The organism is Gammaproteobacteria bacterium (assembly GCA_035546635.1).
GTDB lineage: Bacteria > Pseudomonadota > Gammaproteobacteria > JAURND01 > JAURND01 > DASZWJ01.
Genome location: DASZWJ010000047.1, coordinates 1 through 23687 on the forward strand (window position 1 = coordinate 1; position 23687 = coordinate 23687).

Genomic DNA, 23687 nt, shown 5'->3' on the forward strand with positions numbered 1-23687 from the left:
CGCGACTTGATCGCGGGATCTCAGGCGGACTGCACTAAACATTCATAGCGCTTAAGCTTTTGATTCTAAAATCAATTCTATCACTTTTTGTGTCGATCCATCAGCCCACAAGGGGAGAGGTGAATATATATTCCATGCTCCTGAGGCGGCAGAGATCGAGTGAGTAGCTATTTAAAAAGAATACTTATCATTTGAGTTGGAATGTGGTAAAAGGCAGGGGGCTTTTTATATGCTCTGGATCTGAAACGGCTATTCTTTGATCTCTACTGAGAGTGAAAGAATAGCCGTTTATTTTGTTTAGTATTTCTAATCTTTATATCTGAGTCAAACAATCATGAATGAATGGTCAGTACAACAATCGCGGGATTTATACAATATCACCCATTGGAGTGATGGTTATTTTGATATTAACGATCAAGGTAGGCTGGTGGCTTATCCTGACGGACGCCGTGATCTTCCGGGCATTGATCTGATTGAACTTGCCAATACGATGTATGAGAAGGAAGGCTTGCCACTGCCCATTTTGGTGCGGTTTGCCGATATTCTGCATCAGCGTTTCAAACGGCTGCAGCAGGCTTTTGCGCGTGCGATGCAAGAGTATGAGTACCAAGGCGAATTCATGAGTGTTTATCCCATTAAAGCCAATCAGCAGCGCAGGGTAGTGGAAGAAATTTTACGCTACAGCAATAAAGAACACCCCATAGGGCTAGAGGCAGGCAGTAAACCAGAGCTGCTAGCCGTGATGGCTTTATCTGCGCCAAATGGATCAGTGATAGTCTGTAATGGTTACAAAGATCGGGAATATATCCGTTTGGCACTCATTGGTCAACGTTTGGGTCATAGAGTTTATATTATTTTGGAAAAGCTAACTGAGCTGGATGTTATTTTAGATGAAGCCAACAAAATGGGGGTGACGCCTACACTAGGAATTCGTGTGCGTTTGGCTTCTATGGCCGCTGGAAAATGGCAACATACCGGTGGTGAGAAATCCAAGTTTGGATTTTCCGCGGCGCAAGTTTTATTAGTCGTTGAACGGCTACAGGCTGCTGGATGTCTTAATATTTTGCAACTATTACATTTTCATTTAGGGTCACAGATTGCCAATATTGCGGACATTCAGCGCGGCATGCGTGAATGTGCGCGTTATTATAGTGAATTGCGGGCACTGGGTGTGCCAATTGATACCGTGGACGTGGGTGGCGGTTTGGCGGTTGATTATGAAGGCACGCGTTCGCGCAGCTTTTGCTCCATGAATTACAGTATGCGCGAATATGCCAACAATATTGTGTATACGCTGGAAGAAATTTGTAAACAAAATAACTTACCGCATCCGCGTATCATTACTGAATCAGGCCGAGCCATGGTCGCGCATCACGCCTTATTAATCACCAATGTGATTGAAGTAGAGCGCACCCTCATGCTGAAAAGTGAACTAGAGCCGGTTCTCGCAGATGATCCTTTAGTACTGCGCGAGCTGTGGGATGGTTTAATTAATTTGTCAGAACGTTCAGCATTAGAGGTTTATCACGATGCATGCAACTGGATGAGTGAAGTGCACAGCATGTATAACCACGGAATCATCAGTCTGCCGGAGCGTGCACGTGCTGAACAAATTTATCTCACTACCTGTATCAAGGTGCGGGATTTGTTAAAGCATAGCGTGCGCGCCCACCGCGAAGTGCTGGATGAAATCAATGAAAAACTCGCAGATAAATATTTTTGTAATTTTTCTTTGTTTCAGTCATTGCCGGATGCTTGGGCGATCGATCAGGTATTTCCCATTATGCCGCTTTCAGGACTGGATCAAAAACCGGTTTGCCGTGGGGTGGTGCAAGATCTGACATGTGATTCCGATGGGCGTATTGATTGTTATGTCGATGGTGAAGGAGTGGATACCACTTTGCCGCTTCTACCCTATCAAGCGGATAAGCCCTATCTGTTGGGGATTTTCTTAGTGGGTGCTTATCAGGAAACGTTGGGCGATTTGCATAATCTCTTTGGTGATACACACTCTGTGGTGGTAGAAATGCTGCCGGAGGGAGGCTATCGTTTAGTGCATCCAGTAAAAGGCGACATGGTGGAAGATGTGCTGCGTTATGTGCAGTTTGATAGCAAAGAGTTATTGGCTGCTTATCATCAGCAGTTTGCTAGGGCAAATCTATCACAAAAAGAAGCCCAAGATTATCTGGAGACTTTGACTGAAGGACTGGGTGGGTATACGTACTTGGAAGATTAATTAATGCGCCACATTCCTCCCCCTTTTTCAAAGGGGATAAGGCAGAAGAAGTGGTAGCTCCTACGAAAACAACCGTCCAAGCACCCTAGCAAAAATAGTATACACACCAATAATATTCACCGCCAAAATCCCGCCGATTAGATGCGTGATGCCTTTAAACATCACCCCTTTATGCTGTTGATTACCCATTTTCGATAACATCACCCAGCCGCGTATAAAAGCCAGCAATCCGACTATTTTGACGATATCGATGACAGGAGAGATCAGTTCTTCATAGCCATAGCCCTTGTTTTTTATGGCGGCATAGGAAAATAGAGAATTATCGCCATTGTCGGCTAGAAAAGTGGTGGTGCCGACATCAAGTGCTGAAGGTAAGTAAATAAGCATGGCACCAGCTATAAAATAAGCCAGCGATCGAGTGATGAGACCTGACTCTCCATACATTGAAGAAGAGGTTAAGCTGTATTCCTTTAATTTAAACAAGGCCATGATGACCAGCACAATACCAATCGTATAGCTTAAGGCATAAAGAAAATTGATAAAAGCGGGTAGCTGGGCATGAAATTTTTCTATTAAAAAGCTGATATCAAAAAAATCACTATCTCTTGGGTTTTGTTGATCGGCACGGCCGATAGGCGGTTTTACCCCGGGCTGATTGAGAATTTCATCCAGTTTAGTGCGTGTTTGTGAATAGCAGTTATTGTATGCAGGGTCTAGGCAGGTTTTGCCGTTAGCGTCAGTTGTTTGGCCTAAAATCCAGCGCATAAAGTCTTCAGGTGACTGGCCTGATGCGGTTCTTGTTTGATCAAAAGTTTCCCAGACACCATGATAGTAATTAAGCTCTCCTAATCTTTTGTATATATCATCAGGCGTGGAAGGCTCTATACCCAGGCGCTGGGCAATATCGTTCCAGTCAATATCCTGTTGATTATTTATCTTATCGTTTACTTCGTTCCATAAGTCTTGGTATTTTTGTAATTCATCGCGAAAATCATTGTATTGCTGCAATAATTTTGCGTTTTCTTCGGCAAGTCTTTGCTGCTCATCCAATTGGCGCTGTCGCTCCTCTTCCGCCAATCTTTGTCGTTCCTCTGTGCCGGGATCCCAATTGGGATCATTTTTTATGGCTGCGATAATATCGTTGGGTGACATACCCAATCTGGCCGCAGCTTGGTAAGTTATAAAAAAATCTTCCAGATTATGTCCGCTGAGAATCCAAGCGGTTTCCATATTGGTAAGATCTTGGGCAGGATTCCAATCGGGGCCCATGGATTTGGCCTTTTGAATAAAGTCCTCTGCAGTTCCTCCCAGGGTAGCCCAGGCATTGATTGCTGCGGCGTAATTATTCATATCTCTGGGATACCATGCTCCCCCCATCTGCAACCTTTCAACATCAGTGTATAGTTCATAGCCATTGGCTAAATTGCCCATTTCTGTATAGGATTTGCCGGGGTTCCAATTAGGGGGCGCAGTCTCAACGGTCTTTAGAAAATCGTCATAGGAGCCTCCCAGGGCTGCCCAAGCATTGACGGCTGCTCCAGCATCATTGATATTCCTGCCCGCCTTACTCCAGGCAAGTGCCATCTGCAGTTTTTGTTCTGTGGTAAAAGTAGTTGTATCCGCAAGAGCAGAGGTCATCACGCTGAGGGAAGAGAGGATGATAAAGCAGAAAGCAATTATTTTGACGCGTATATGCATAATGATATCTTTAAATTAGATTGGTCTTGCTCAGTGCTCACGGGATAGAAGTAGGTTTTATATTAACTCTTTAAAATTAAGGGAATATTAATTAGGAGTTTTGACGTACGATCGCCTATAAGAAAAAGGCCTGAATTATGAAAAAATTGGCACAAAAAACAAGCATATATTTATGTATATCGAACAGAAAATAATAAAAATAAACCGCCTCCTGCCTAGAAAAAGGTGAGTGGTTGCTTATTTCTTTAACATCCGCTGCTTTTCCCGCTGCCAGTCGCGTTGTTTCTCGCTCTCTCGTTTATCAAATAGCTTTTTACCTTTGGCGAGGCCAAATTCAATTTTGGCGCGGTTACGCTTCCAGTAGAGCGCCAGAGGAATCAAGGTATAGCCCTCTCGTTGTACTGCTCCAGCTAAAAAACTTAGTTCTTTTTCATGTAATAGTAATTTGCGGCTGCGTTCGGGATTAGGGTGAATATGGGTGGAAACAGTACTCAAGGGTGAAATATGGGCATTTAGCAACCAAGCTTCGCCATTGCGCATAATCACATAGCTGTCTTTCAGCTGTGCTCGTGCTGCTCTTAAGCTTTTAACCTCCCAGCCTTCAAGCACTAATCCGCCTTCAAAACGTTTTTCGATATGATAATCGTGATGTGCTTTGCGGTTTAGGGCGATAGTTTGGTCGGCGGAAGTTGTTTTCTGGGCGTTCATGACGTAGATTATACCTTTAAACTAAATGTTAATTTTTTGACCGGATTTTAATTCATGACGATTATCAATCGCGAAGCAGTTATCCCTTATTCACCACCGCAAATGTTTGATTTGGTGAATCGTATTGAGGATTATCCTCATTTTATTCCTTGGTGTAAATCCGCGGAGATATTAAGCCGCACCGAGGATGAAATTCAGGCCAAACTAGATTTTGCGCGTGGCGGCCTACAAAAATCATTTACCACCTGCAACCGCCTGCAGGAGAATAAAATGATCGAAATACGTTTGATTAACGGTCCTTTTCGCCATTTGGAAGGTTTTTGGCGTTTTGAAGAGCTGACAGATGGCAGTCGGATTCGTTTGGATTTGGAGTTTGAGTTTGCTAATAAATTAATAGGCATGATGTTCTCTCCAGTGTTTCATCCCGTTGCCGATACCTTGGTTGAGGTATTTTGTAAACGTGCACATGAGATGTATGGCGCCGCATGATCGCAGTCGAAGTGGCTTATGGCTTGAAGAATCAGCAGCTTATTATCCCTTTAGTAGTTCCCATAGGCTGTACAGTAGAGGAAACGATTTTGCAATCGGGGATTCTGCAGCATTTTCCCGATATTGATTTATTGCTGAATAAAGTAGGCATTTTTGGCCAGTTGGTCGCGTTATCGCAGCCTTTAAAAGCGGGAGATAGGGTTGAAGTTTATAGGCCATTGAAAATGGACCCTAAACAAGCCCGGGTTTTGCGGGCGCGAAAGGTGTTATAGAGGTTTGATTTTGTGATTTAACCCGGTTAAAATAGAGATATCTAATTTTTAACCGGGTTAAAATGAAAGACCAGCTTATTCAGCTCATTTACCAGGCTAATCCCTGGCTAAAAAATTCCAGTATAGCGATTAGTAACCATGATTATGTGCCGCGTCTACAGACTTCGAAATTATTATTGCCAGAATGGGACAAACTTTGGCTAATACTAGTTGGACCTCGCCAAGCAGGCAAAACCACTTTAGCCTTGCATTTAGCCCAAGAGCTTATTCTGCAACAACGCTTCAACAGCTTGCTCTATCTGAATTGTGATCTAATTGATATTAGAAATTGGTTAACTACGCCACTATTTATTCAAGAAGCTATTGATGAATTTCATTTAGAAAAACCGATTATTTTAATTGATGAAGTACAACGCTTAGAAAATCCGGGCTTATTATTAAAAGCGTGTGCCGATTTAAAATTAAATATCAAAATGATTGCTACTGGTTCTTCACAATTAGAAATGAAAAGTAAAGTACAGGAATATTTAACCGGGCGTCATCTAGAGGTATTAGTGTTACCTTTGAGTTATCAAGAAATAAATCAAATAGATGAAAAACAACAGCTTATTTATGGTTGCTATCCCGCTGTCGTCAAATCCAGCGAAAAAACTTTATTACTTCGACAAATCTATAACGACTACATTAACAAAGATATCATCGAAATTTTAAAAGTCAGTAAAGCCGATGTCATGCAAAACCTGATTACATTAATTGCACATAGTTCAGGTCAATTAGTCAACTACCAGCAATTAGCCACGGATTGTCAGGTAGCATCTGCAACCATACAAAATTATCTTTCTATACTAGAAAATACTTATGTTTTAGCGCGTATATCGCCTTTTGTTGGCAATAAACGTAAAGAAATTACCAGCAATCCTATTTTTTATTTTATTGATAATGGTTTTAGAAATCAGTCCCTGCATAATTTATCTCAGCCGCTTGAAACGCGTTTTGATATAGGTTTATTAGTGCAAAGTGCGGTTTTTCAAGAACTACTCAAATTTAAAATACAGCATTTTTATGATTTTGCCATTAAGTTTTGGCGCACGCAGAGTGGGGCAGAAGTAGATTTTGTTTTGTGTCACGCAGATTCTGTGATTCCTATTGAAGCTAAATTTAGGCATATGCAGGCAGCGACTATCAGCAAAAGCTTTCGTTCTTTTATCGATGCTTACCAACCTAAGCATGGTTTTTTTATTACGAAGGATTTTAATAAAAAAATCATGATTAATCAGTGTGAGGTGCACTTTATTGCATTTTCTCGGTTGTTACGATTATTTGATAAATTGGAAGAAATTTTTCAGAACAAGTAGAGCTAATTAAAATCAAATCCGTCAATATTACCTGTCTCTTCAATAGGGTTAGGGGTGTTGCACTTCGTATTTGAAATCGTGATCTGCATTGGGAGGTAATTTTCTTTTTTTCTTTTGCAAATTCGAAATTTCTAACTCAAATGTAATTTCATCCCTTGATGAGAATCAATAAAACCTAATTTTTTATAAAACTCAATTGTCTCTAGACGCTGTTTATCCATAGTTAATTGTACTAAATGACAATTTAATTCACGGGCTTTATCAATCGCCCATTGTATCATCAATTTTCCAATACCCCGTCCGCGATAGGCTTCATCGATGCGGACGCCTTCAATTTGAGCACGTTTGCCACCGCAATAAGTGAGGTAAGTAATCATTGTCAACTGTAGAGTGCCAATAATTCTATCAGCATCTTCAACTACAATCAGATATTGATTTTTGTCAGAATTAATCTCATCAAAGGCTGTATAGTAATCTGCAGATAAAGGTATTTGATAAGATTCTCGCTGTTTTCCCAATGGGTCGTGCGCAAGCAGTTGTACAATAGGTGCTACATCATTTCGATTAGCTTTTCTGAAGTTTAAATTCATGATGACCTCGCGTATGGCTAAGAAACTAAATTTTGGCAGATATTAATTTGTTTAATGGCATCTGCAATGACTTTATCTAATATTTCTTGTACAGATTTTATATTTTTAACTAAACCGGCAGATTGTCCCGCATAATTTGCTAACGGCTCCAAATCACCTTCCATCATCGGTGCTGGCATATAAGCACTATAACGCGGAACAGGGCGATCTTTAGAAATTTGTGTGAGAATGTCATGTTCGCCCGGACGTTGGCCTGGTGGCGGTTTTCCCGCATTGGCCCAGCGTTTGTAAGTACTATTGTAGAGCACGCGCGCATACGAATTTGGCCAACCTTTTTCAAATATATCGGTGTAAACCGTATCGGTCTCTTTCGCATGGACAATACGATTTTTATATTGTTGATGAATTCCTGCCTCAAAACTGGCTAATAGGCGAGTGCCTAAAACCACACCTTCTGCGCCTAAAGCTAAAGCAGCAGCTAAACCACGTCCATCAGCAATACCGCCTGCGGCAACGATAGGGACTTTACCTTGAACCGCATCGACGACTGCAGGCACTAAAGGCATAGTAGCAACTTCGCCCCAAACATGCCCGCCGGCTTCCCAACCTTGAGTTACAATCACATCAACTCCGGCGTCAACTGCGCGTTTAGCTTCATCCGAGCTACCCACAGTTAAAATTACTTTAGCGCCATGCCGATGTATTTTTTCCACAAATGGCGCAGCGTCGCCCCAAAAGAACCAAATAACTTTAAAGCCCTTTTTTAAGCTCATTTCTAAACGTTCATTTTGATCCCATTCTAAAATGAGATTTACACCCAGCGCTCGATTAGGTTCAGTTAAAGCCAAGGTTTCATCCATAATTTTTTCACAGTCTGCTAATGGCCAGTTGCCTGGCGGCACCATGCCTAGCCCACCATGATTAGCCACAGCGCTAGCTAGCTGTGGTGTAGTGGCTCCAGCCATGGGCCCTTGGAAAATGGGAATATTTAAATTTAAAAGTTCTAAGAGACGGGTTTTTATTTTTTGCATGGGGGTGGTTTCTCGGGGATGTGTTAATAACAATACTATGGCAATCGTGATTATGACAGTTATTTATATCTCTACTGTGATATATCCTAAGTTTGTATTTTTGCTATATCAATATAAAATATAAAAAATTAATATAATCTATTGTTTTAATTGATTTTTATTTTATACGCAGAATTGCTTGGATATAAGTAGCTTAGTTGATTGATTGGGGTGTGCAATAAGGTGTTTTTATGAAAAAAAGAGCTCATTACTCAATTGCACCATAATTTTGAGAGTATGGCGCAAAAACAAGACGAGATAGAGTTTTGGTATGCTTGTGATTTACAAAAATTATTAGGCTACGAGCTCCTGAATTCATGGCTAATTTTAAGAAATTAAGCAAGAATCAATAAGGCTTTTTCTGCTCTCTTCTTTCTCAGATGCCGGCTCTGTAAGTGATAAAGATTTAGGATTTTTTCTTGCCACGCTAGCCTTATGTAAAGGGCTGTTTATAGCGGTCAGAGTTACCAAACTTGAGTCTTTTAGGGAAGCTTTAAATGGAGGAATTACTATCCAATCATCGGATAATACACTGCTGGGGAAACACTTATCAACTTCTGTCTTAGAAAACCAATTTTTGGAAAGGTCTTTATCTAAAATTCTTGCAAATTCTTCGACAAATGTGTGGAGGCCAAAAAAAGTTAAAGATTGAAGATTCTAAAGAATCTAATTCCATGGTTTCTGATTTAGTAAGATATAGAGCGACAGATCTTTCTTCTATTTTGGGCAAAAGGCTTGCTCCAACTTTAAGTGGATCAAGTAAATCACAAAGGCTAGATGATGAGGGCTCTTCTCATAGAGTTACTTACAGAACCGGTATATAAGAAGCTCCATTCTTTGGTGAGCGGCATAAAATAATTGTCCAAGTTGGGTTAAATTTATTTTTCAATAAAGTATGGACAAATACTTGGACAATGAAATGGTTGGCTTGTGGTAAATTTTCTTAGACATCATAGGAATAAAATCCTAGTAAAAACAAGATGATATTTTATATTCACGGACTTCTTGGGACGTTGTTGGAAGCGGAGTTACTTCCCAATACAAAAGTTACTAAAAATCTTCCCCAACAAATCATCAGGTAAAAATTCTCCAGTAATTTCGGCAAGCGCTTCTTGCGCTAGCCGTAATTCTTCCGCTAATAATTCTCCCGCATGATATTGGTGTAGCTGCTGTTGCCCTATGAGTATGTGTTGTTGTGCTTTATCTAAAGCTTCTAAATGGCGGCGGCGGGCGCTAAAGGTATTTTCGCAAGTCGAGTCAAAACCGATGCAGGATTTTAAGTGTTCGCGCAGCAATTCGATACCGGCGCCGGTTTTGGCGGATAGTTTGATATGCCAGTGTCCGGTGGGAGTTTGTTGTTTGGTGGGTGGATTTCCCAGTAGATCAATTTTGTTATGGATGAAAGTTAAATTTTTGGGAAGTTGCGTGGAGGGGAAAAGATCAGTCAGTAAATCTGTGGGACTTTGATTCGTTGTGGCATCTAGCATAACCAGCAGGTGATCGGCGTTCTCGATTTCGTTGCGGGCACGGCGCATGCCTTCGAGTTCTACGGGGTCGGTGCTGTTATGCAGTCCTGCGGTATCGATAATGTGTAGTGGTAGGCCATCGATGGAAATATGTTCACGTAATACATCGCGGGTGGTACCTGGAATAGCGGTGACGATGGCGCGTTCCTGGCCGCTTAAGCAATTTAATAAGCTGGATTTGCCTACGTTGGGTTGGCCGGCGATGACGATGGTCATGCCTTCGCGCAGTAAAATACCCGTTTTGGCGCTGTGACTGATTTGGGTCAGTTCCTGTAGTAGTTGTTTTAGGGTGTCTTTGATGTGGCTGTCAGCTAGGAAATTAATTTCTTCTTCTGGGAAATCAATGGCGGCTTCCACGTACATGCGCAGCTCAATGAGAGTGGTGAGTAGCTGTTGGATATGTTGGGAAAAATCTCCTTGTAGGGAACGTAGTGCAGAGCGTACGGCTTGTGTCGAAGCGGCATCGATTAAATCAGCGATGGCTTCGGCTTGGGTTAAATCCAGTTTGTTGTTTAAAAAGGCGCGTTCGGTGAATTCTCCTGGACGTGCCATGTCGATTCCTAAATTTAATAAATGTTTTAGCAGGGAATCGAGGATGATTGGGCCGCCGTGCCCGTGTAGTTCTAGTACGTCTTCGCCGGTGAAAGAGTGGGGGGCGGGGAAGTATAAAGCCAGGCCATCATCGAGTACGGTGCCGTCAGGGGCGGTAAATTGGGTGTAGTGGGCTTGGCGCGCAGTGGGAATTTTTTTTAGTAGTGCTAATGCCACTTCGGAGGCTTTGGGACCTGAAATGCGGATAATGCCTATGCCTCCACGTCCGGGAGGAGTGGCGATGGCGGCTATGGTGGTTTGTGTGTGCACGGGTAGAAGATTAGCAGTAATTATTTCACGCTCTTTTCCATCTTACGAGTGATATACCACTGCTGCAGCACGCTTAAACAGTTGTTAACTAGCCAGTACAACACTAAACCAGCAGGGAAAGACAGGAAGAAAACCGTGAAAATTACCGGTAATAGCATCATCACTTTCGCCTGCACGGGGTCAGGGGGCGGTGGATTTAGGCGTTGTTGTAGCCACATGGATAAACCCATTAACACCGGTAAAACATAGTAAGGATCATGAACCGAAAGGTCATGTATCCAGAGAATAAACGGCGCTTGGCGTAATTCCACACTTTCTATTAAGACATAATAAAGGGCGATGAAGAAAGGAATCTGCACTATCATCGGCAGACAGCCAGTCAATGGGTTCACTTTTTCTTTTTTGTATAACTCCATGGTGGCTTGGCTCATTTTTTGCTTATCGTCGCCATAGCGATCTTTAATCGCTTGTATCTTGGGCGTGAGTTTGCGCATTTTCGCCATGGAGCGATAACTGGTTTCTGATAGTTTGTAAAACAATAGTTTAATGAGTAAGGTGACAATCACAATAGACCAGCCCCAGTTGCCAATCCAGGCATGGATGTGTTTCATCACCCAGAGAATAGCTACGGAAATTGGCCACAGCCAACCATAATCTATGGTTAAATCTAAGTGGGGCGCTAAGGCCTTTAAATCATCGGCGAGTTCTGGACCGGCATAGAGAATAGCGCCTGCGGTGGTGTTTTTCCCAGGGGGTACATTTAATTGTTTACCGACAAATCCTAAGGCCAGCGTGCCATCAGCATCGGTGCGACTGTAAAAGTGATTGGTATCGGATTGGCTGGGTATCCAGCTGGTTAAGAAATAACGCTGTTGCATCGCCAACCAACCCCCTACGCTGGTGCGGTCGAGATTTTCTTTTCCTAGCTTGCTGTAGCTGATTTTTTCATAGGGTTCTGCTGTAGTCGATAGGGCGGCGCCATTGTATGTGTGTAGGCCTAACAATCCTGAGCTGGAAGTGGGTGGTTTTTGGCGCAGTTGTGCATACAACTGGCCTACCCAGGGTTGTGGTGATTGGTTGTCTATTTGGTAGTTGACGTGGACGTCATATTTGCCGCGTTTGAAGGTGAAAGTTTTGGTTACTTTTACGCCTTCAGGGCTTTGCCAGGTCATACTGACATTGAGTTCATTTTGGTTGGGCGCTAGTTCATATTCTGTTTGTTGGGGTGTGTAGATGGCTTGTCCGGTTTGGGTGTCGGGTCCGTTAGGTCCAATTAAGCCAGTTTGTGCAACAAACAGTACGTTAGGATCGTTATTGAGTATTTGTACGGGTTTATTGGGGGTATCCAAGGATTCAGGGTATTTGGGTAGGTTGATCTGTACGACATTTCCGCCCTGGGTATCGATGGTCGCATGAAAGACATCGGTATTGACGTGTATCAGTGGGTGGCCGGCTAGTGATTGGTTGGTTGGAATCGTGGTTCCTGTTGGCACTGCGGCTGGGGTAGGTGCTGGATTATTGGCAGCAGCTTGTTGACTTGCAGAAACCGGTGGCACATTAACGGAGCCAGGGGCGCCTGCCGGTGTGGTTACTACAGCTGAAGTGGGTGGATAGTCTTTTTGCCAGGCTTGCCACAAGGCAAAAAGAATAGCCATTAAAGCGATATAAAGGATAATGCGTCTGTGTTCCATATCAATTCTCATTCTTATCTAGCAATCTGTTATCAGCAGTAGTTGCTGTGGATGCAAAGGGGCGGGGTTTAATATTCATAAGTGGTGATGCGTTTGGGTGATTGCAAAAAACCGCTGGGTCATAGCCGCCTGGGTGAAATGGGTGGCAACGTAATAGACGTCGTAGTGTCATCCATAATCCCCGTACAATGCCAAAATGGGTGAGTGCTTCTAGCGCATAAGCGGAGCAGCTTGGGTAAAAACGGCAATGATTTCCGAGCCAGGGACTAATTAAGTAACGATAAGCTTGTACCAGTAGCAAGAGAAATTTCAAGCTGGCATTCGCAAGGATGTTTTGAAAGTATCTGATCTTACAAAATATTTTATTCATTTGTACTAAATGCTCATCGGTCAGCAGGAATGACGGTTTTTTTACTTTGTGTACTTAGACGTTTCCATAAATCTTGAAAGCGTTGTTGTTGCTGCGGTTTGCTCAATGAATCTGCACCTTTGTAAGCGACTACCACTATATCTTTATTTCCCAAATTTGTCTGATTTAAACGAAAGGTTTCTCTGGCTACTCGCTTAATTCGATTGCGGTCAGTGGCGTTTCGAATGTGTTTTTTCGAAATGCTAAGACCCAACCGCGGAAAACCCAAATTGTTTGGGCAACTGTAAACAGTTATATATTGAGTGCTGTAACGTTTGGCACAACGAAAAACCTGTTTAAATTCCGTTGCTGATTTTAGCCGATGTAACCGAGGAAATTTATTCATGTAGGCCAATACGGTTCCAGAACTATTTGCAACTATTCAGCAGTTTGGGCGTGGGTTACGCAATACATCCCATTTCACCCTTTTCAAAAAGGGGATAGAGTTGTGTTTTTCGTAACTTAGGCGAATTATGAATGGTTACTTGCGGTGTTCAGGTAAGTTTCAAAATTAGGTGCACTTCGTTTATTGAGCCAGACGTTTACGGCCTTTAGCGCGGCGATTATTAATAATCTGACGGCCACGTTTAGTTGCCATACGGGCACGGAAACCATGGGTGCGCTTGCGTTTTAAAACACTGGGTTGAAAGGTTCTTTTCATGTCGGTTCCTGAATTTAAATTGTTATGCTTAACAGATGCGAGTTGCCTTCGCGCGCAGCATTTGGGTAGTTATGAGCAAAATGAGGGGAGATTCTAGTGCAAATTGGGGGTGTGGTCAAATCTGGCGAGCGTTTTCTCTTATAGTCCTAACTGCGTTAGGCTGTTAGAGACGGCAGCCAGGCGGTTGATCGAAACATCGATAACTCAGTGCCTCAGTGAGGTGGCTGGTATGAATATCGTCACACCCACCTAAATCAGCAATCGTGCGGGCAACTTTTAATATGCGGTGGTAAGCGCGTGCCGACAAGCCAAAACGCTCTATGGCTTGTTCCAACAGTTGCTGGTCAGATACAGAAATGACGCAGTGCTGTTCAATTTCTCGGGGGCTTAATGCGCTATTGGTTTTATTGCAACGCTGTTGTTGCAATGTTCGTGCCTGAATGACGCGGGCGCGTACTGTGGCGCTGTTTTCTGTATTAGGGTCTTTAGCGGAAGCCAAAGCTCCCCTAGGTAATCCAGCCACGCGAATATGCATATCCATCCGATCTAATAAAGGTCCTGAGATACGCGTTTGATAACGCTTAATTTGTTCCGAAGTGCACTGGCAACGATTGGACGCATCCCCAAAATAGCCGCACGGGCAAGGGTTCATAGCAGCGATTAGCTGGAAACGTGCAGGAAACTGCGCCTGGTAAGACGCCCTTGAGATCGTGACAGAACCCGATTCTAACGGTTCGCGCAACGCTTCCAATACTGAACGGTTAAATTCCGGTAGTTCATCCAGAAATAATACCCCTTGATGCGCTAGGGAAATTTCTCCTGGTTTGGGTGGGCTGCCGCCACCGACTAGCGCCACGCTGGATGCCGTATGGTGGGGGGCACGAAACGGACGTAGTCGCCAGCATTGATGATTAAATGGTTTGCCGGCAATCGACAGCACGGCAGCGGCTTCTAAAGCTTCGGCTTCAGTCATGAGGGGCAAAATACTATTTAGACGACTGGCGAGCATGGTTTTGCCGGTGCCGGGAGGCCCAGTCATCAACAGGCTGTGCTGGCCGGCGGCAGCAATTTCCAGGGAGCGCTTAGCGAGTAATTGTCCGCGCACATCGGCAAGATCAGTGGCGGGTTCATTCTCGACAATGATGGGGTTGCGTTGATGCAGCGGTAGAGGTCGGGAGTTTAGGAGATGTGCGCACACTTCTAATAGATGCTGAGCTGGGAATACATCGAGATGTTCTGGCAGACTGGCTTCATTGGCATTATCTAGAGGTAAAATGAGTTGGCGTTTGGCCTCACGTGTGGCCAGTGCAAACGGCAGTGCGCCTTGAATCGGTCGTAAGCTGCCGGTTAAAGCCAGTTCACCGCAAAACTCGAAATGATTGAGTGATAACGTGGGTATTTGGCCTGAGGCAGCCAGAATACCCAAGGCAATGGGCAGATCAAACCGCCCCCCTTCTTTCGGTAGATCAGCGGGTGCGAGGTTAACGGTGATGCGTCGTGCTGGGAATTCAAAATAGGTATTCAAGAGCGCGCTGCGCACCCGGTCTTTACTTTCTTTAACTGCCGTTTCGGGCAGGCCGACGATAGAAAAACGCGGCACGCCACCGGATAGATGGACTTCCACCGTCACCTCTGGTGCATGTATGCCGCTCATTGCGCGGCTATAGATGACGGCGGTTCCCACCTAATTTATGCCTTTTTATGTTTTGTGGTGTGGCTTTTTTCTAGTTTTTTCACTTCTTTTTCTAGGGTTTCTAGTTTCTTGCGGGTACGTTCCAATACGGCGACCTGCGCATCGAATTCTTCACGTGTCACTAAATCTAGTTTGGAAAGAGCGCTTTGCAGGATGGCTTTGAAATTTTTTTCAATGTCTTTAGGGATTTCTCGCACACCAGTAGGTATGCATTGGCGTAGTTGTTCTACCAGGTCATCTAACTGTTTTGAGTTCCACATGAAAATATCTCCTGAAATGGGTTGAAGTGCGCTGTTGCGCCATAAAAATATGTGTGCACGGTTAAGTCTAGGTGAAAAAAATAGAAATAGAAACTCGTAAAGTATAGTTTTTTTGTAACTACTCACCCATTTTTCAAAGTGGGTGAGTGGTTACATAATGAAAGACTTTTTTCAATCACAGGAAATGAGGTACTATTGGCGACTCATTTTTTAAGTGTTCAGTCGGTGAGGGAGCCGCCAAGCCAATCAGGAGGTGTCTGAACAACTATCTTAAGTTTTTACCATAAAAAGGTTAATTCATGCATACCCCAGAATACCACTTATTTACCTCTGAATCGGTCTCTGAAGGCCATCCTGATAAAGTAGCAGATCAGATATCTGACAATATTGTCGATGCGATTTTAGCGCAAGACCCACGTGGTCGTGTGGCGTGTGAGACGATTGTCAAAACTGGGTTGGTGTTAGTTGCAGGTGAGGTGACCACAGAAGCTTGGGTTGATATAGAACAAATCACGCGTAAGACGATTAACAGTATTGGTTATAACCGACCCGAACTGGGTTTTGATGGAGACTCTTGTGCAGTGTTGACGGCGATTGGCAAGCAATCATTAGATATTGCCCGTGGCGTTGATAGACAACACGAAGAAGATCAGGGTGCAGGGGATCAGGGGATGATGTTTGGTTATGCGACGAATGAAACCAGCGCGTTGATGCCGGCGCCGATTTTTTATGCGCATCTCTTGATGCGCCGTCAAGCTTTGTTGCGTAAAAACGGTATGCTGCCTTGGTTGCGTCCTGATGGCAAAAGCCAGGTGACTATCCGCTATGAAAAAGGTAAGCCGGTGGCGGTGGATGCGGTGGTGATATCTGTGCAACACAATCCAGAAATAAGCCAAGAAACTTTACGTGAAGCGGTTATTGAAGAAATTATAAAACCAGTTTTGCCGTCAGAATGGATTAACGACCACACACGTTTTTATATTAATCCTACCGGACGTTTTGTGGTAGGGGGTCCTTTAGGCGACTGTGGTTTGACCGGACGTAAGATCATTGTCGATACCTACGGTGGTATGGCCAGGCATGGTGGTGGATGTTTTTCAGGGAAAGATCCTTCTAAAGTCGATCGTTCGGGTGCTTATGCCGGCCGTTATGTGGCGAAAAATATTGTTGCAGCTGGGCTTGCGGAGCGTTGTGAAATTCAGATTGCCTATGCTATTGGTGTTGCTGATCCCGTTTCTATTAGTGTAGATACATTTGGTACGGGTAAACTCGAGGACAATGTCATAGCAGAATTGGTGCGAAAACATTTTGATTTACGTCCCCGTGGGATTATTCGTATGCTGGATTTATTACGACCCATTTATCATGCAACGGCAGCTTATGGGCACTTTGGCCGTGAGGAGCCGGAGTTTACCTGGGAGCATACTGATAAAGCTGATAAGTTGCGTGAGGCGGCTGGGGTATAGCATTAAATAATCGGTGTGTCATCGTAAAGACTGTCATTCCCGCCTACGCGGGAATGACAGTCTTTTAGTTTTCCTTCCTACCGAGCTTAAAATCTTGCAGTGATTTTAAAATCTGACTATACTCGCGCGGATGCGTTTTCAGCGTGTCTAAATTATTCACAGAGGGCAAAGGTGTCGAGAGCGGCATTACAGGCAACGCGAAAGACCGTTTATCGTTGGATTGCCCTGCAAATTTTGGCCGTCATTGTCATCAGTTTGCTATTTTTCTTATGGCAAGGGAGTGCATTTGCCAGTTCTGTTTTGATCGGTGGGATGGTATGTATTTTGCCAAATGGCCTATTTGTGCTGTGCTGGTTTGCGCGGTTTCGTGTTAACGCGGTAAGACGCCTGGTCATGGTTTTTTATTTTGGCGAACTGCTGAAACTGTTTTTGATGGGTTTTCTGTTTGTATTGGCGCAGAAATTATTATCTATGAATGTATTGGGCGCCTTAATGGGGTTTATTACCGCGCAAGTAGCTTTCTTGCTCGCGCCTTTGCTTAAAAAACGAGAGAAAAAATGCAGCATGTGATTACACCTGGAGATTATATAGAACACCATCTCCAGCAACTTGCCTTCAATATCAACGGATTAAATTTTAAGAGCGGGCAAGGTTTCTGGACGCTACATTTGGACACGCTTGGTGTTTCCATTGTATTGGGCGTGTTGTTCTTGTTTTTTTTCCGTATGGCTGCAAAAAAAGCAGTTTCTGGCGTTCCCGGACGGTTACAGAACTTTTTGGAAATGCTAATAGAATTTGTGCAAGGGTTAGTGAAAGAGTCGTTTCATGGTCGCAATACATTAATTGGTCCACTCGCCTTGACTATCTTTGTCTGGGTATTCTTGATGAACTTAATGGATTTGCTCCCAGTTGATTTACTGCCACGTATCGCTGTGGCATTAGGTATTCCTTATTTCAGGGCAGTGCCTACGGCTGATCTCAATTTGACATTTGCCCTGTCAATCAGCGTGTTTTGTCTCATTATTTATTACAATTTCAAGATTAAAGGCCCCTGGGGATTTTCTAAAGAAGTATTGAGTAAACCCTTTGGTATTTGGCTTTTTCCCTTGAATATTATCTTCCGCTTTATTGAAGAATTGAGTAGGCCGATTTCCTTAGCACTGCGTTTATTTGGAAATCTTTTCGCGGGAGAGTTGATTTTTATTTTGATTGCCTTGTTACCTTGGTGGATTCAGTGGACAGTAGGTGGCGTATGGGCTATTTTCCATATCCTGATTATCGCCATTCAGGCATTTATTTTCATGATGTTGACGATTGTATATATTAGTTTGGCGCATGAGTCGCATTGATTTTTCAATTTAAAAAAGAGGAGACATGATGGATATTGCACAATCTATAGCCAATGTACAAGGCTTTGCTGCTTTAGCAGCCGGGCTATTCATAGGCCTTGCCGCGTTGGGAACTGCTATTGGCTTCGGCATTCTCGGTGGTAAGTTTCTCGAAGGTGTAGCGCGCCAGCCGGAATTAGGACCCATGCTGATGCTACGCATGTTTTTAATGGCAGGTTTAGTAGACGCTTTTGCTGCGATCTCCATTGTGTTGGGCTTATTGTTATTTTTCGCCAAGAACCCATTTCTTGCTGAAGTATTTAAGGCCGCAGGCCAGCAGGTAAGCTAGCATGGATATTAATGCGACCCTCATAGGCCAGATGATCACCTTTGTGGTGTTCGTCATTTTTACCATGAAATTTGTATGGCCGCCGATCACTAAGGCATTAGAAGAGCGAGAAAAACGCATTGCCGATGGGCTTGCAGCTGCTGATAAAGGTCAGCATGACCTGCAACTGGCTACGCATAAATCTGTGGAAATTCTTCAAGAAGCTAGAAAAAATGCCACACAAATTATCGATCAGGCCAATAGCCGGGCGGCGCGTATTCAAGAAGAAGCCAAAGAAACGGCAAGACTTGAAGGTGAGCGTTTAATTGCGCAGGCGCAGTCGGAAATTGCCCAACAGATTATTCAAGCTAAACTGCAGCTTCAAAATCAAGTGGCCAGCTTAGCGGTGGATATGGCGGAAAAAATAGTTCAGCATGATATCAACCCAGACATCCATAAGAAATTATTAGATAAAATGGTTGCAGAAATGATGGTGTCTGAAACATGACCGCAGCAAAACTAGCCAGACCCTATGCCAAAGCCGCTTTTGAATATGCGCAGCAACATCGGCAGCTAGATCATTGGGCGGTCATGTTGCAGACTATGGCTGAACTGATTAAGCAACCTACCGTTCAACAGCTATTAAAAAATCCAAAATATAGTTCAGAAGCACATAGTGAAATAAGTCTGGCATTAGGCCAGGACATATTAGATGAAGCCGGTAAGAATTTTATAAAACTATTGGCACTCAATCACCGGCTTTCTGCGTTACCCGACATTGTGATGCAATTTGAGCAGCTGCGTGCTGCGATTGAACAAACTCTCACCGTTCGTGTCAAATCTGCTATCCCCTTAGATGAAGATTACCAACAGCATTTAGTTAAACTGTTAAATGCTAAGTTCCAGCGTCATATTATTTTGCAATGTGAAGTTGATAAAAACGTACTGGGTGGGTTATTGATTACTGCTGGCGATCATGTCATTGATGGCACGGTTAAAGGACAGCTGGAGCGTATGCGTGAGGTGATGGTTAATTGATAACCTGCGCTCAGGATGACAACAAACAAATTTTGATAATTTTTGAGGTACCCCAATGCAATTGAGTTCAGCTGAAATCAGCGAAATTATTAAAAAACGCATCTCGCAGTTTGAGACAGGCCCTGAGACTCGTACTGAAGGAACGATTGTCAGTTTGAAAGATGGTATTGTGCGTATTTATGGTCTTGCCGATGTGATGTTAGGGGAAATGATCGAATTTCCCGGTCATGTTTATGGCATAGCCTTAAACCTGGAACGTGATTCAGTCGGTGCGGTGGTTCTAGGTCCATATGAGCATTTGGAAGAAGGCCAAACAGTCAAATGTACGGGGCGTATTTTAGAAGTACCCGTGGGTGAGGCTTTATTAGGGCGAGTGGTTGATGCTTTAGGTAATGCTATAGATGGCAAGGGTGATTTAAATGCACAACAGACTTCAGCGGTTGAAAAAGTCGCTCCAGGTGTAATTACCCGCCAATCAGTGAGTCAACCTGTACAAACCGGCTTGAAAGCTATTGACGCCATGGTGCCTATCGGTCGTGGCCAGCGTGAGTTAATTATCGGTGATAGACAAACCGGTAAAACTGCAATTGCCATTGATACCATCATTAATCAAAAAGGCACGGGCATTAAATGTATTTATGTAGCGATTGGTCAGAAAGCTTCTTCAGTTGCTACGGTGGTGCGTAAACTCGAAGAGCACGGCGCCATGGAGCATACAATTATTGTGTCAGCTACTGCAGCTGAGCCTGCAGCATTGCAGTTTATTGCCCCTTATGCAGGCTGTGCCATGGGTGAATACTTCCGCGATCGCGGTGAAGATGCGTTGATTATTTATGATGATTTAACTAAACAAGCGTGGGCTTACCGCCAAATTTCCTTATTATTAAGACGTCCACCGGGTCGTGAAGCTTATCCTGGCGATATATTTTATCTACATTCACGTTTACTGGAACGTGCTGCTCGCGTCAACGAGCAATATGTGGAAGAGAAAACGGGTGGTGAAGTTAGAGGCAAAACTGGATCATTGACAGCATTACCTATTATTGAAACGCAAGCCGGTGACGTTTCGGCTTTCGTACCTACCAACGTTATTTCCATTACCGATGGTCAAATTTTCTTACAGACTGACTTATTTAATGCCGGTATTCGTCCTGCTATTAATCCAGGTCTTTCTGTATCGCGTGTTGGTGGCGCCGCTCAAACTAAATTAATCCGAAAGTTAGTGGGAAGTATTCGTATCACATTGGCGCAATTCCGTGAATTAGAAGCTTTCTCCCAATTTGCTTCGGATCTGGATGAAGCGACCCGTAAACAGTTAGAGCGTGGTCAACGTGTCACTGAGGTATTAAAACAAAAACAATATCAACCTTTGAGCGTCGCTGAAATAGCTATCAGTCTGTTCAGTGTCAACCAAGGTTATTTGGATGATGTTGAATTGAAAAAAATCGTCGATTTTGAGCATGCACTGCATAGTTTTCTACGTGATAAATATGCGGATTTTATGCATCAGGTTAACGCAAACCCAGTGTATACCGATGAAGTAGAGCAGCAATTTACAAAAATACTGCAGGAATTTAAACAGACGCAGGTGTATTGATTACGTACTTATTCCTTCTCCCCTTGTGGGAGAAGGAGTTATGTGTTTGGATGATTGAGAGAGAACGCCATGTCCGGCCGAGAAATTCGCACGAAGATTGCGAGCATCAAAAATACGCAGAAAATAACCAAAGCGATGGAGTTGGTTGCTGCAAGTAAAATGCGCAAAGCGCAACAGCGTATGAGTACTACCCGTCCGTATGCGGATAAAATGCGGCAGGTGATTGGGCATGTGGCAGCCAGTCACAGTGAATATCACCATCCCTTTTTAACTCAACGCCAGGATATTAAACGCATAGGCTTTATAGTCATTTCAAGTGACAGAGGTTTATGCGGCAGTCTCAATGTCAATTTATTCAAACAAACCGTGCTTGCCATGCAAGAATGGCATGCCAAGGGCATTCATTCAGATTTATGCTTAATTGGCTCTAAAGCCGATGCTTTCTTTCGACGTTTTGGAGGAAATATTCTGGCTAACGCCAACCATTTAGGTGATGCGCCGAATGTCAATGATCTGATCGGCATCGTAAAAGTCATGTTGGATGCTTATAATGAGCAACGTTTAGATGCGGTGTATATTGCTTATAACCGTTTTGTAAATTCCATGACCCAACAGCCGGTGGTCAAGCAATTATTACCGCTGGAAGTATTACCGGTCGATGATAAAGTGGGCTATTGGGATTATATTTATGAACCGGATGCCAAAGAATTATTGAATGCATTATTAATACGTTACATAGAAACGCAAGTGTACCAGGCGGTAGTTGAAAATATGGCTTGCGAACAAGCCGCACGCATGGTAGCTATGAAAAACGCCACTGATAATGCTGGCGAATTAATTAATGAATTGCAGTTGATTTATAACAAAGCACGTCAGGCGTCGATTACCCGGGAAATTGCGGAGATTACTGCGGGAGCGGAGGCGTTGAGTTAAAAATCTCTCTTTTGTAGCGGCAGCTACTAAAGGTGTGAACGTTGAAACAAATTTTAAAATACAGGTAAATCCAAATGTCTGGAAAAATAGTCGAAATCATCGGTGCGGTAGTTGATGTTGAATTTCCACGCACTGCTATCCCAAAAATTTACGATGCACTCAAAGTAGTTGACTCAGGACTTATATTAGAAGTTCAACAACAGCTAGGCGATGGGGTGGTGCGTACCATTGCAATGGGTGCAACTGAAGGCGTGCGAAGAGGCATGGTGGTGGAAAATTCCGGCGAGCCGATTACAGTTTCTGTCGGTCAAAACACCTTAGGGCGTATCATGAATGTGTTGGGAGAGCCCATAGATGATGCCGGCCCCATCCAGGCGGAACAAAAACTACCGATCCATCGTGCCCCGCCCAAATTGGTCGATCAAGCCATCAGCACCGAACTATTGCAAACCGGCATCAAAGTCATCGATTTATTATGTCCTTTTGCTAAAGGTGGCAAAGTCGGATTATTTGGTGGTGCAGGCGTGGGCAAAACCGTCAACATTATGGAATTGATCCGTAACATCGCTATTGAACACAGCGGTTATTCAGTGTTTGCCGGTGTGGGTGAACGTACCCGCGAAGGTAACGACTTTTATCACGAAATGAAAGAATCCAATGTATTGGATAAAGTAGCTCTGGTTTATGGGCAGATGAACGAGCCACCTGGAAACCGTTTGCGAGTGGCTTTAACTGGATTGACCATTGCAGAAAGCTTCCGCGATGAAGGCCGTGATGTGCTGTTATTTATTGATAATATTTTCCGTTATACCTTGGCCGGTACGGAAGTTTCCGCATTGCTGGGTCGTATGCCTTCAGCGGTAGGTTACCAGCCAACATTGGCAGAAGAAATGGGTGTGTTGCAAGAGCGTATTACTTCGACTAAAAAAGGCTCCATTACTTCCATTCAAGCAGTGTATGTGCCGGCGGATGACTTGACCGATCCTTCTCCTGCCACGACATTTGCGCATTTGGATGCTTCAGTTGTGTTATCGCGTCAGATTGCTGAATTAGGTATTTATCCCGCCATTGATCCTTTAGATTCCAACAGTCGTCAGCTAGACCCCTTAATTATCGGCCAAGAACATTATAACGTCGCACGCCGGGTGCAAGGAACCTTGCAGCGCTATAAAGAATTAAAAGATATTATTGCGATATTAGGTATGGATGAACTATCGGAAGAAGATAAATTATCAGTGCGCCGTGCGCGTAAAATACAACGATTTTTATCACAACCGTTCTTTGTGGCGGAAGTATTTACCGGACAATCTGGTAAATATGTGCCATTGGAAGAAACGATTCGTGGTTTTAAAGCAATTGTTGATGGCGAATGCGATCATTTACCGGAGCAAGCATTTTTAATGGTCGGATCGATAGACGAAGTTAAAGCAAAAGCGGAAAGTTTGGCGTTGTGAGCTACGAGAGTTAGTCCTTCTCCC

General features: G+C 43.6%; 23 protein-coding genes and 1 pseudogene. 13 read left to right on the forward strand and 11 right to left on the reverse strand.

The window, feature by feature from the left end:
- The first annotated feature begins 334 nt into the window (after positions 1 to 334).
- Positions 335 to 2236 (forward strand): biosynthetic arginine decarboxylase, encoded by a 1902-nt coding sequence (speA, locus tag VHE99_12905; protein ID HVV69907.1) that lies wholly within the window; start codon positions 335 to 337, stop codon positions 2234 to 2236.
- Between the two features lie 60 nt (positions 2237 to 2296).
- On the opposite strand, the gene VHE99_12910 is transcribed toward speA, so the two are convergent.
- Together VHE99_12910 and smpB are read right to left on the reverse strand one after the other, a co-directional pair.
- The gene (locus tag VHE99_12910; protein HVV69908.1) at positions 2297 to 3934 is read right to left on the reverse strand and encodes a hypothetical protein; all 1638 of its coding nucleotides are present in this window, start codon (positions 3932 to 3934) and stop codon (positions 2297 to 2299) included.
- 237 nt (positions 3935 to 4171) lie between these two features.
- The gene (gene smpB, locus VHE99_12915; protein HVV69909.1) at positions 4172 to 4642 is read right to left on the reverse strand and encodes an SsrA-binding protein SmpB; all 471 of its coding nucleotides are present in this window, start codon (positions 4640 to 4642) and stop codon (positions 4172 to 4174) included.
- A gap of 54 nt (positions 4643 to 4696) precedes the next feature.
- Here smpB and VHE99_12920 point away from each other — a divergent pair, with 54 nt between their 5' ends.
- The 3 genes from VHE99_12920 (at position 4697) to VHE99_12930 (ending at position 6758) form a co-directional block, all read left to right on the forward strand.
- A complete protein-coding gene (locus VHE99_12920; GenBank protein HVV69910.1) occupies positions 4697 to 5131 on the forward strand; it encodes a type II toxin-antitoxin system RatA family toxin in 435 nt (144 codons plus the stop codon).
- The gene (locus VHE99_12925; GenBank protein HVV69911.1) at positions 5128 to 5403 is read left to right on the forward strand and encodes an RnfH family protein; all 276 of its coding nucleotides are present in this window, start codon (positions 5128 to 5130) and stop codon (positions 5401 to 5403) included. Before VHE99_12920 ends, VHE99_12925 begins: the two co-directional genes overlap by 4 nt.
- A gap of 62 nt (positions 5404 to 5465) precedes the next feature.
- Complete coding sequence (locus VHE99_12930) at positions 5466 to 6758, forward strand: ATP-binding protein (GenBank protein ID HVV69912.1); 1293 nt, start codon at positions 5466 to 5468, stop codon at positions 6756 to 6758.
- Positions 6759 to 6889: 131 nt separating this feature from the next.
- Here the strand turns inward: VHE99_12930 and VHE99_12935 are convergent, their stop codons facing one another.
- The 9 genes and pseudogenes from VHE99_12935 to VHE99_12975 form a co-directional block, all read right to left on the reverse strand.
- Positions 6890 to 7348, reverse strand: a complete 459-nt coding sequence (locus VHE99_12935; protein HVV69913.1) for a GNAT family N-acetyltransferase — start codon at positions 7346 to 7348, stop codon at positions 6890 to 6892.
- Positions 7349 to 7365: 17 nt separating this feature from the next.
- Positions 7366 to 8412: a nitronate monooxygenase gene (locus tag VHE99_12940; GenBank protein ID HVV69914.1), complete on the reverse strand. Its 1047-nt coding sequence runs from the start codon at positions 8410 to 8412 to the stop codon at positions 7366 to 7368.
- 1034 nt (positions 8413 to 9446) lie between these two features.
- On the reverse strand, positions 9447 to 10805 hold the full coding sequence (gene mnmE / locus VHE99_12945) for a tRNA uridine-5-carboxymethylaminomethyl(34) synthesis GTPase MnmE (protein HVV69915.1): 1359 nt from the start codon (positions 10803 to 10805) through the stop codon (positions 9447 to 9449).
- Between the two features lie 20 nt (positions 10806 to 10825).
- Entirely contained in the window at positions 10826 to 12496 is a 1671-nt protein-coding gene (gene yidC / locus VHE99_12950) for a membrane protein insertase YidC (protein HVV69916.1), read from the reverse strand.
- 115 nt (positions 12497 to 12611) lie between these two features.
- A pseudogene (yidD, locus tag VHE99_12955) lies at positions 12612 to 12866 on the reverse strand (membrane protein insertion efficiency factor YidD).
- 13 nt (positions 12867 to 12879) lie between these two features.
- Entirely contained in the window at positions 12880 to 13251 is a 372-nt protein-coding gene (gene rnpA / locus VHE99_12960) for a ribonuclease P protein component (GenBank protein ID HVV69917.1), read from the reverse strand.
- Between the two features lie 180 nt (positions 13252 to 13431).
- Positions 13432 to 13566 (reverse strand): 50S ribosomal protein L34, encoded by a 135-nt coding sequence (gene rpmH / locus VHE99_12965; GenBank protein ID HVV69918.1) that lies wholly within the window; start codon positions 13564 to 13566, stop codon positions 13432 to 13434.
- A gap of 163 nt (positions 13567 to 13729) precedes the next feature.
- The gene (locus VHE99_12970; protein HVV69919.1) at positions 13730 to 15250 is read right to left on the reverse strand and encodes a YifB family Mg chelatase-like AAA ATPase; all 1521 of its coding nucleotides are present in this window, start codon (positions 15248 to 15250) and stop codon (positions 13730 to 13732) included.
- A gap of 5 nt (positions 15251 to 15255) precedes the next feature.
- Positions 15256 to 15519 (reverse strand): accessory factor UbiK family protein, encoded by a 264-nt coding sequence (locus VHE99_12975; GenBank protein ID HVV69920.1) that lies wholly within the window; start codon positions 15517 to 15519, stop codon positions 15256 to 15258.
- Positions 15520 to 15818: 299 nt separating this feature from the next.
- On the opposite strand from VHE99_12975, the gene metK reads away from it, so the two are divergent.
- From metK to atpD, 9 genes are all read left to right on the forward strand, one after another.
- On the forward strand, positions 15819 to 16985 hold the full coding sequence (metK, locus tag VHE99_12980; protein HVV69921.1) for a methionine adenosyltransferase: 1167 nt from the start codon (positions 15819 to 15821) through the stop codon (positions 16983 to 16985).
- 171 nt (positions 16986 to 17156) lie between these two features.
- Positions 17157 to 17555, forward strand: a complete 399-nt coding sequence (locus tag VHE99_12985; protein HVV69922.1) for an ATP synthase subunit I — start codon at positions 17157 to 17159, stop codon at positions 17553 to 17555.
- Positions 17543 to 18334, forward strand: coding sequence for a F0F1 ATP synthase subunit A (gene atpB, locus VHE99_12990; GenBank protein ID HVV69923.1), 792 nt, complete (start codon positions 17543 to 17545; stop codon positions 18332 to 18334). The genes VHE99_12985 and atpB overlap by 13 nt, the downstream gene beginning before the upstream one ends.
- Before the next feature lie 28 nt (positions 18335 to 18362).
- A complete protein-coding gene (atpE, locus tag VHE99_12995; protein HVV69924.1) occupies positions 18363 to 18662 on the forward strand; it encodes a F0F1 ATP synthase subunit C in 300 nt (99 codons plus the stop codon).
- 1 nt (position 18663) lies between these two features.
- On the forward strand, positions 18664 to 19149 hold the full coding sequence (locus VHE99_13000; GenBank protein HVV69925.1) for a F0F1 ATP synthase subunit B: 486 nt from the start codon (positions 18664 to 18666) through the stop codon (positions 19147 to 19149).
- The gene (locus VHE99_13005; protein ID HVV69926.1) at positions 19146 to 19679 is read left to right on the forward strand and encodes a F0F1 ATP synthase subunit delta; all 534 of its coding nucleotides are present in this window, start codon (positions 19146 to 19148) and stop codon (positions 19677 to 19679) included. Before VHE99_13000 ends, VHE99_13005 begins: the two co-directional genes overlap by 4 nt.
- A 55-nt stretch (positions 19680 to 19734) precedes the next feature.
- Entirely contained in the window at positions 19735 to 21276 is a 1542-nt protein-coding gene (gene atpA / locus VHE99_13010) for a F0F1 ATP synthase subunit alpha (protein ID HVV69927.1), read from the forward strand.
- Between the two features lie 69 nt (positions 21277 to 21345).
- Complete coding sequence (gene atpG / locus VHE99_13015) at positions 21346 to 22209, forward strand: F0F1 ATP synthase subunit gamma (protein HVV69928.1); 864 nt, start codon at positions 21346 to 21348, stop codon at positions 22207 to 22209.
- A gap of 74 nt (positions 22210 to 22283) precedes the next feature.
- Positions 22284 to 23663 carry a F0F1 ATP synthase subunit beta gene (gene atpD / locus VHE99_13020; protein ID HVV69929.1) on the forward strand — a complete coding sequence of 460 codons (1380 nt, stop codon included), beginning with the start codon at positions 22284 to 22286 and terminating at the stop codon, positions 23661 to 23663.
- Positions 23664 to 23687: the final 24 nt, after the last annotated feature.

Bases quoted from the DNA above. Each gene is read 5' to 3' on its own strand.
- speA (HVV69907.1), top strand. From the start codon at position 335: ATGAATGAATGGTCAGTACAACAATCGCGGGATTTATACAATATCACC.
- VHE99_12910 (HVV69908.1), bottom strand. From the start codon at position 3,934: ATGCATATACGCGTCAAAATAATTGCTTTCTGCTTTATCATCCTCTCT.
- smpB (HVV69909.1), bottom strand. From the start codon at position 4,642: ATGAACGCCCAGAAAACAACTTCCGCCGACCAAACTATCGCCCTAAAC.
- VHE99_12920 (HVV69910.1), top strand. From the start codon at position 4,697: ATGACGATTATCAATCGCGAAGCAGTTATCCCTTATTCACCACCGCAA.
- VHE99_12925 (HVV69911.1), top strand. From the start codon at position 5,128: ATGATCGCAGTCGAAGTGGCTTATGGCTTGAAGAATCAGCAGCTTATT.
- VHE99_12930 (HVV69912.1), top strand. From the start codon at position 5,466: ATGAAAGACCAGCTTATTCAGCTCATTTACCAGGCTAATCCCTGGCTA.
- VHE99_12935 (HVV69913.1), bottom strand. From the start codon at position 7,348: ATGAATTTAAACTTCAGAAAAGCTAATCGAAATGATGTAGCACCTATT.
- yidC (HVV69916.1), bottom strand. From the start codon at position 12,496: ATGGAACACAGACGCATTATCCTTTATATCGCTTTAATGGCTATTCTT.
- rnpA (HVV69917.1), bottom strand. From the start codon at position 13,251: ATGAATAAATTTCCTCGGTTACATCGGCTAAAATCAGCAACGGAATTT.
- rpmH (HVV69918.1), bottom strand. From the start codon at position 13,566: ATGAAAAGAACCTTTCAACCCAGTGTTTTAAAACGCAAGCGCACCCAT.
- VHE99_12975 (HVV69920.1), bottom strand. From the start codon at position 15,519: ATGTGGAACTCAAAACAGTTAGATGACCTGGTAGAACAACTACGCCAA.
- metK (HVV69921.1), top strand. From the start codon at position 15,819: ATGCATACCCCAGAATACCACTTATTTACCTCTGAATCGGTCTCTGAA.
- atpB (HVV69923.1), top strand. From the start codon at position 17,543: ATGCAGCATGTGATTACACCTGGAGATTATATAGAACACCATCTCCAG.
- atpE (HVV69924.1), top strand. From the start codon at position 18,363: ATGGATATTGCACAATCTATAGCCAATGTACAAGGCTTTGCTGCTTTA.
- VHE99_13000 (HVV69925.1), top strand. From the start codon at position 18,664: ATGGATATTAATGCGACCCTCATAGGCCAGATGATCACCTTTGTGGTG.
- VHE99_13005 (HVV69926.1), top strand. From the start codon at position 19,146: ATGACCGCAGCAAAACTAGCCAGACCCTATGCCAAAGCCGCTTTTGAA.
- atpA (HVV69927.1), top strand. From the start codon at position 19,735: ATGCAATTGAGTTCAGCTGAAATCAGCGAAATTATTAAAAAACGCATC.
- atpG (HVV69928.1), top strand. From the start codon at position 21,346: ATGTCCGGCCGAGAAATTCGCACGAAGATTGCGAGCATCAAAAATACG.
- atpD (HVV69929.1), top strand. From the start codon at position 22,284: ATGTCTGGAAAAATAGTCGAAATCATCGGTGCGGTAGTTGATGTTGAA.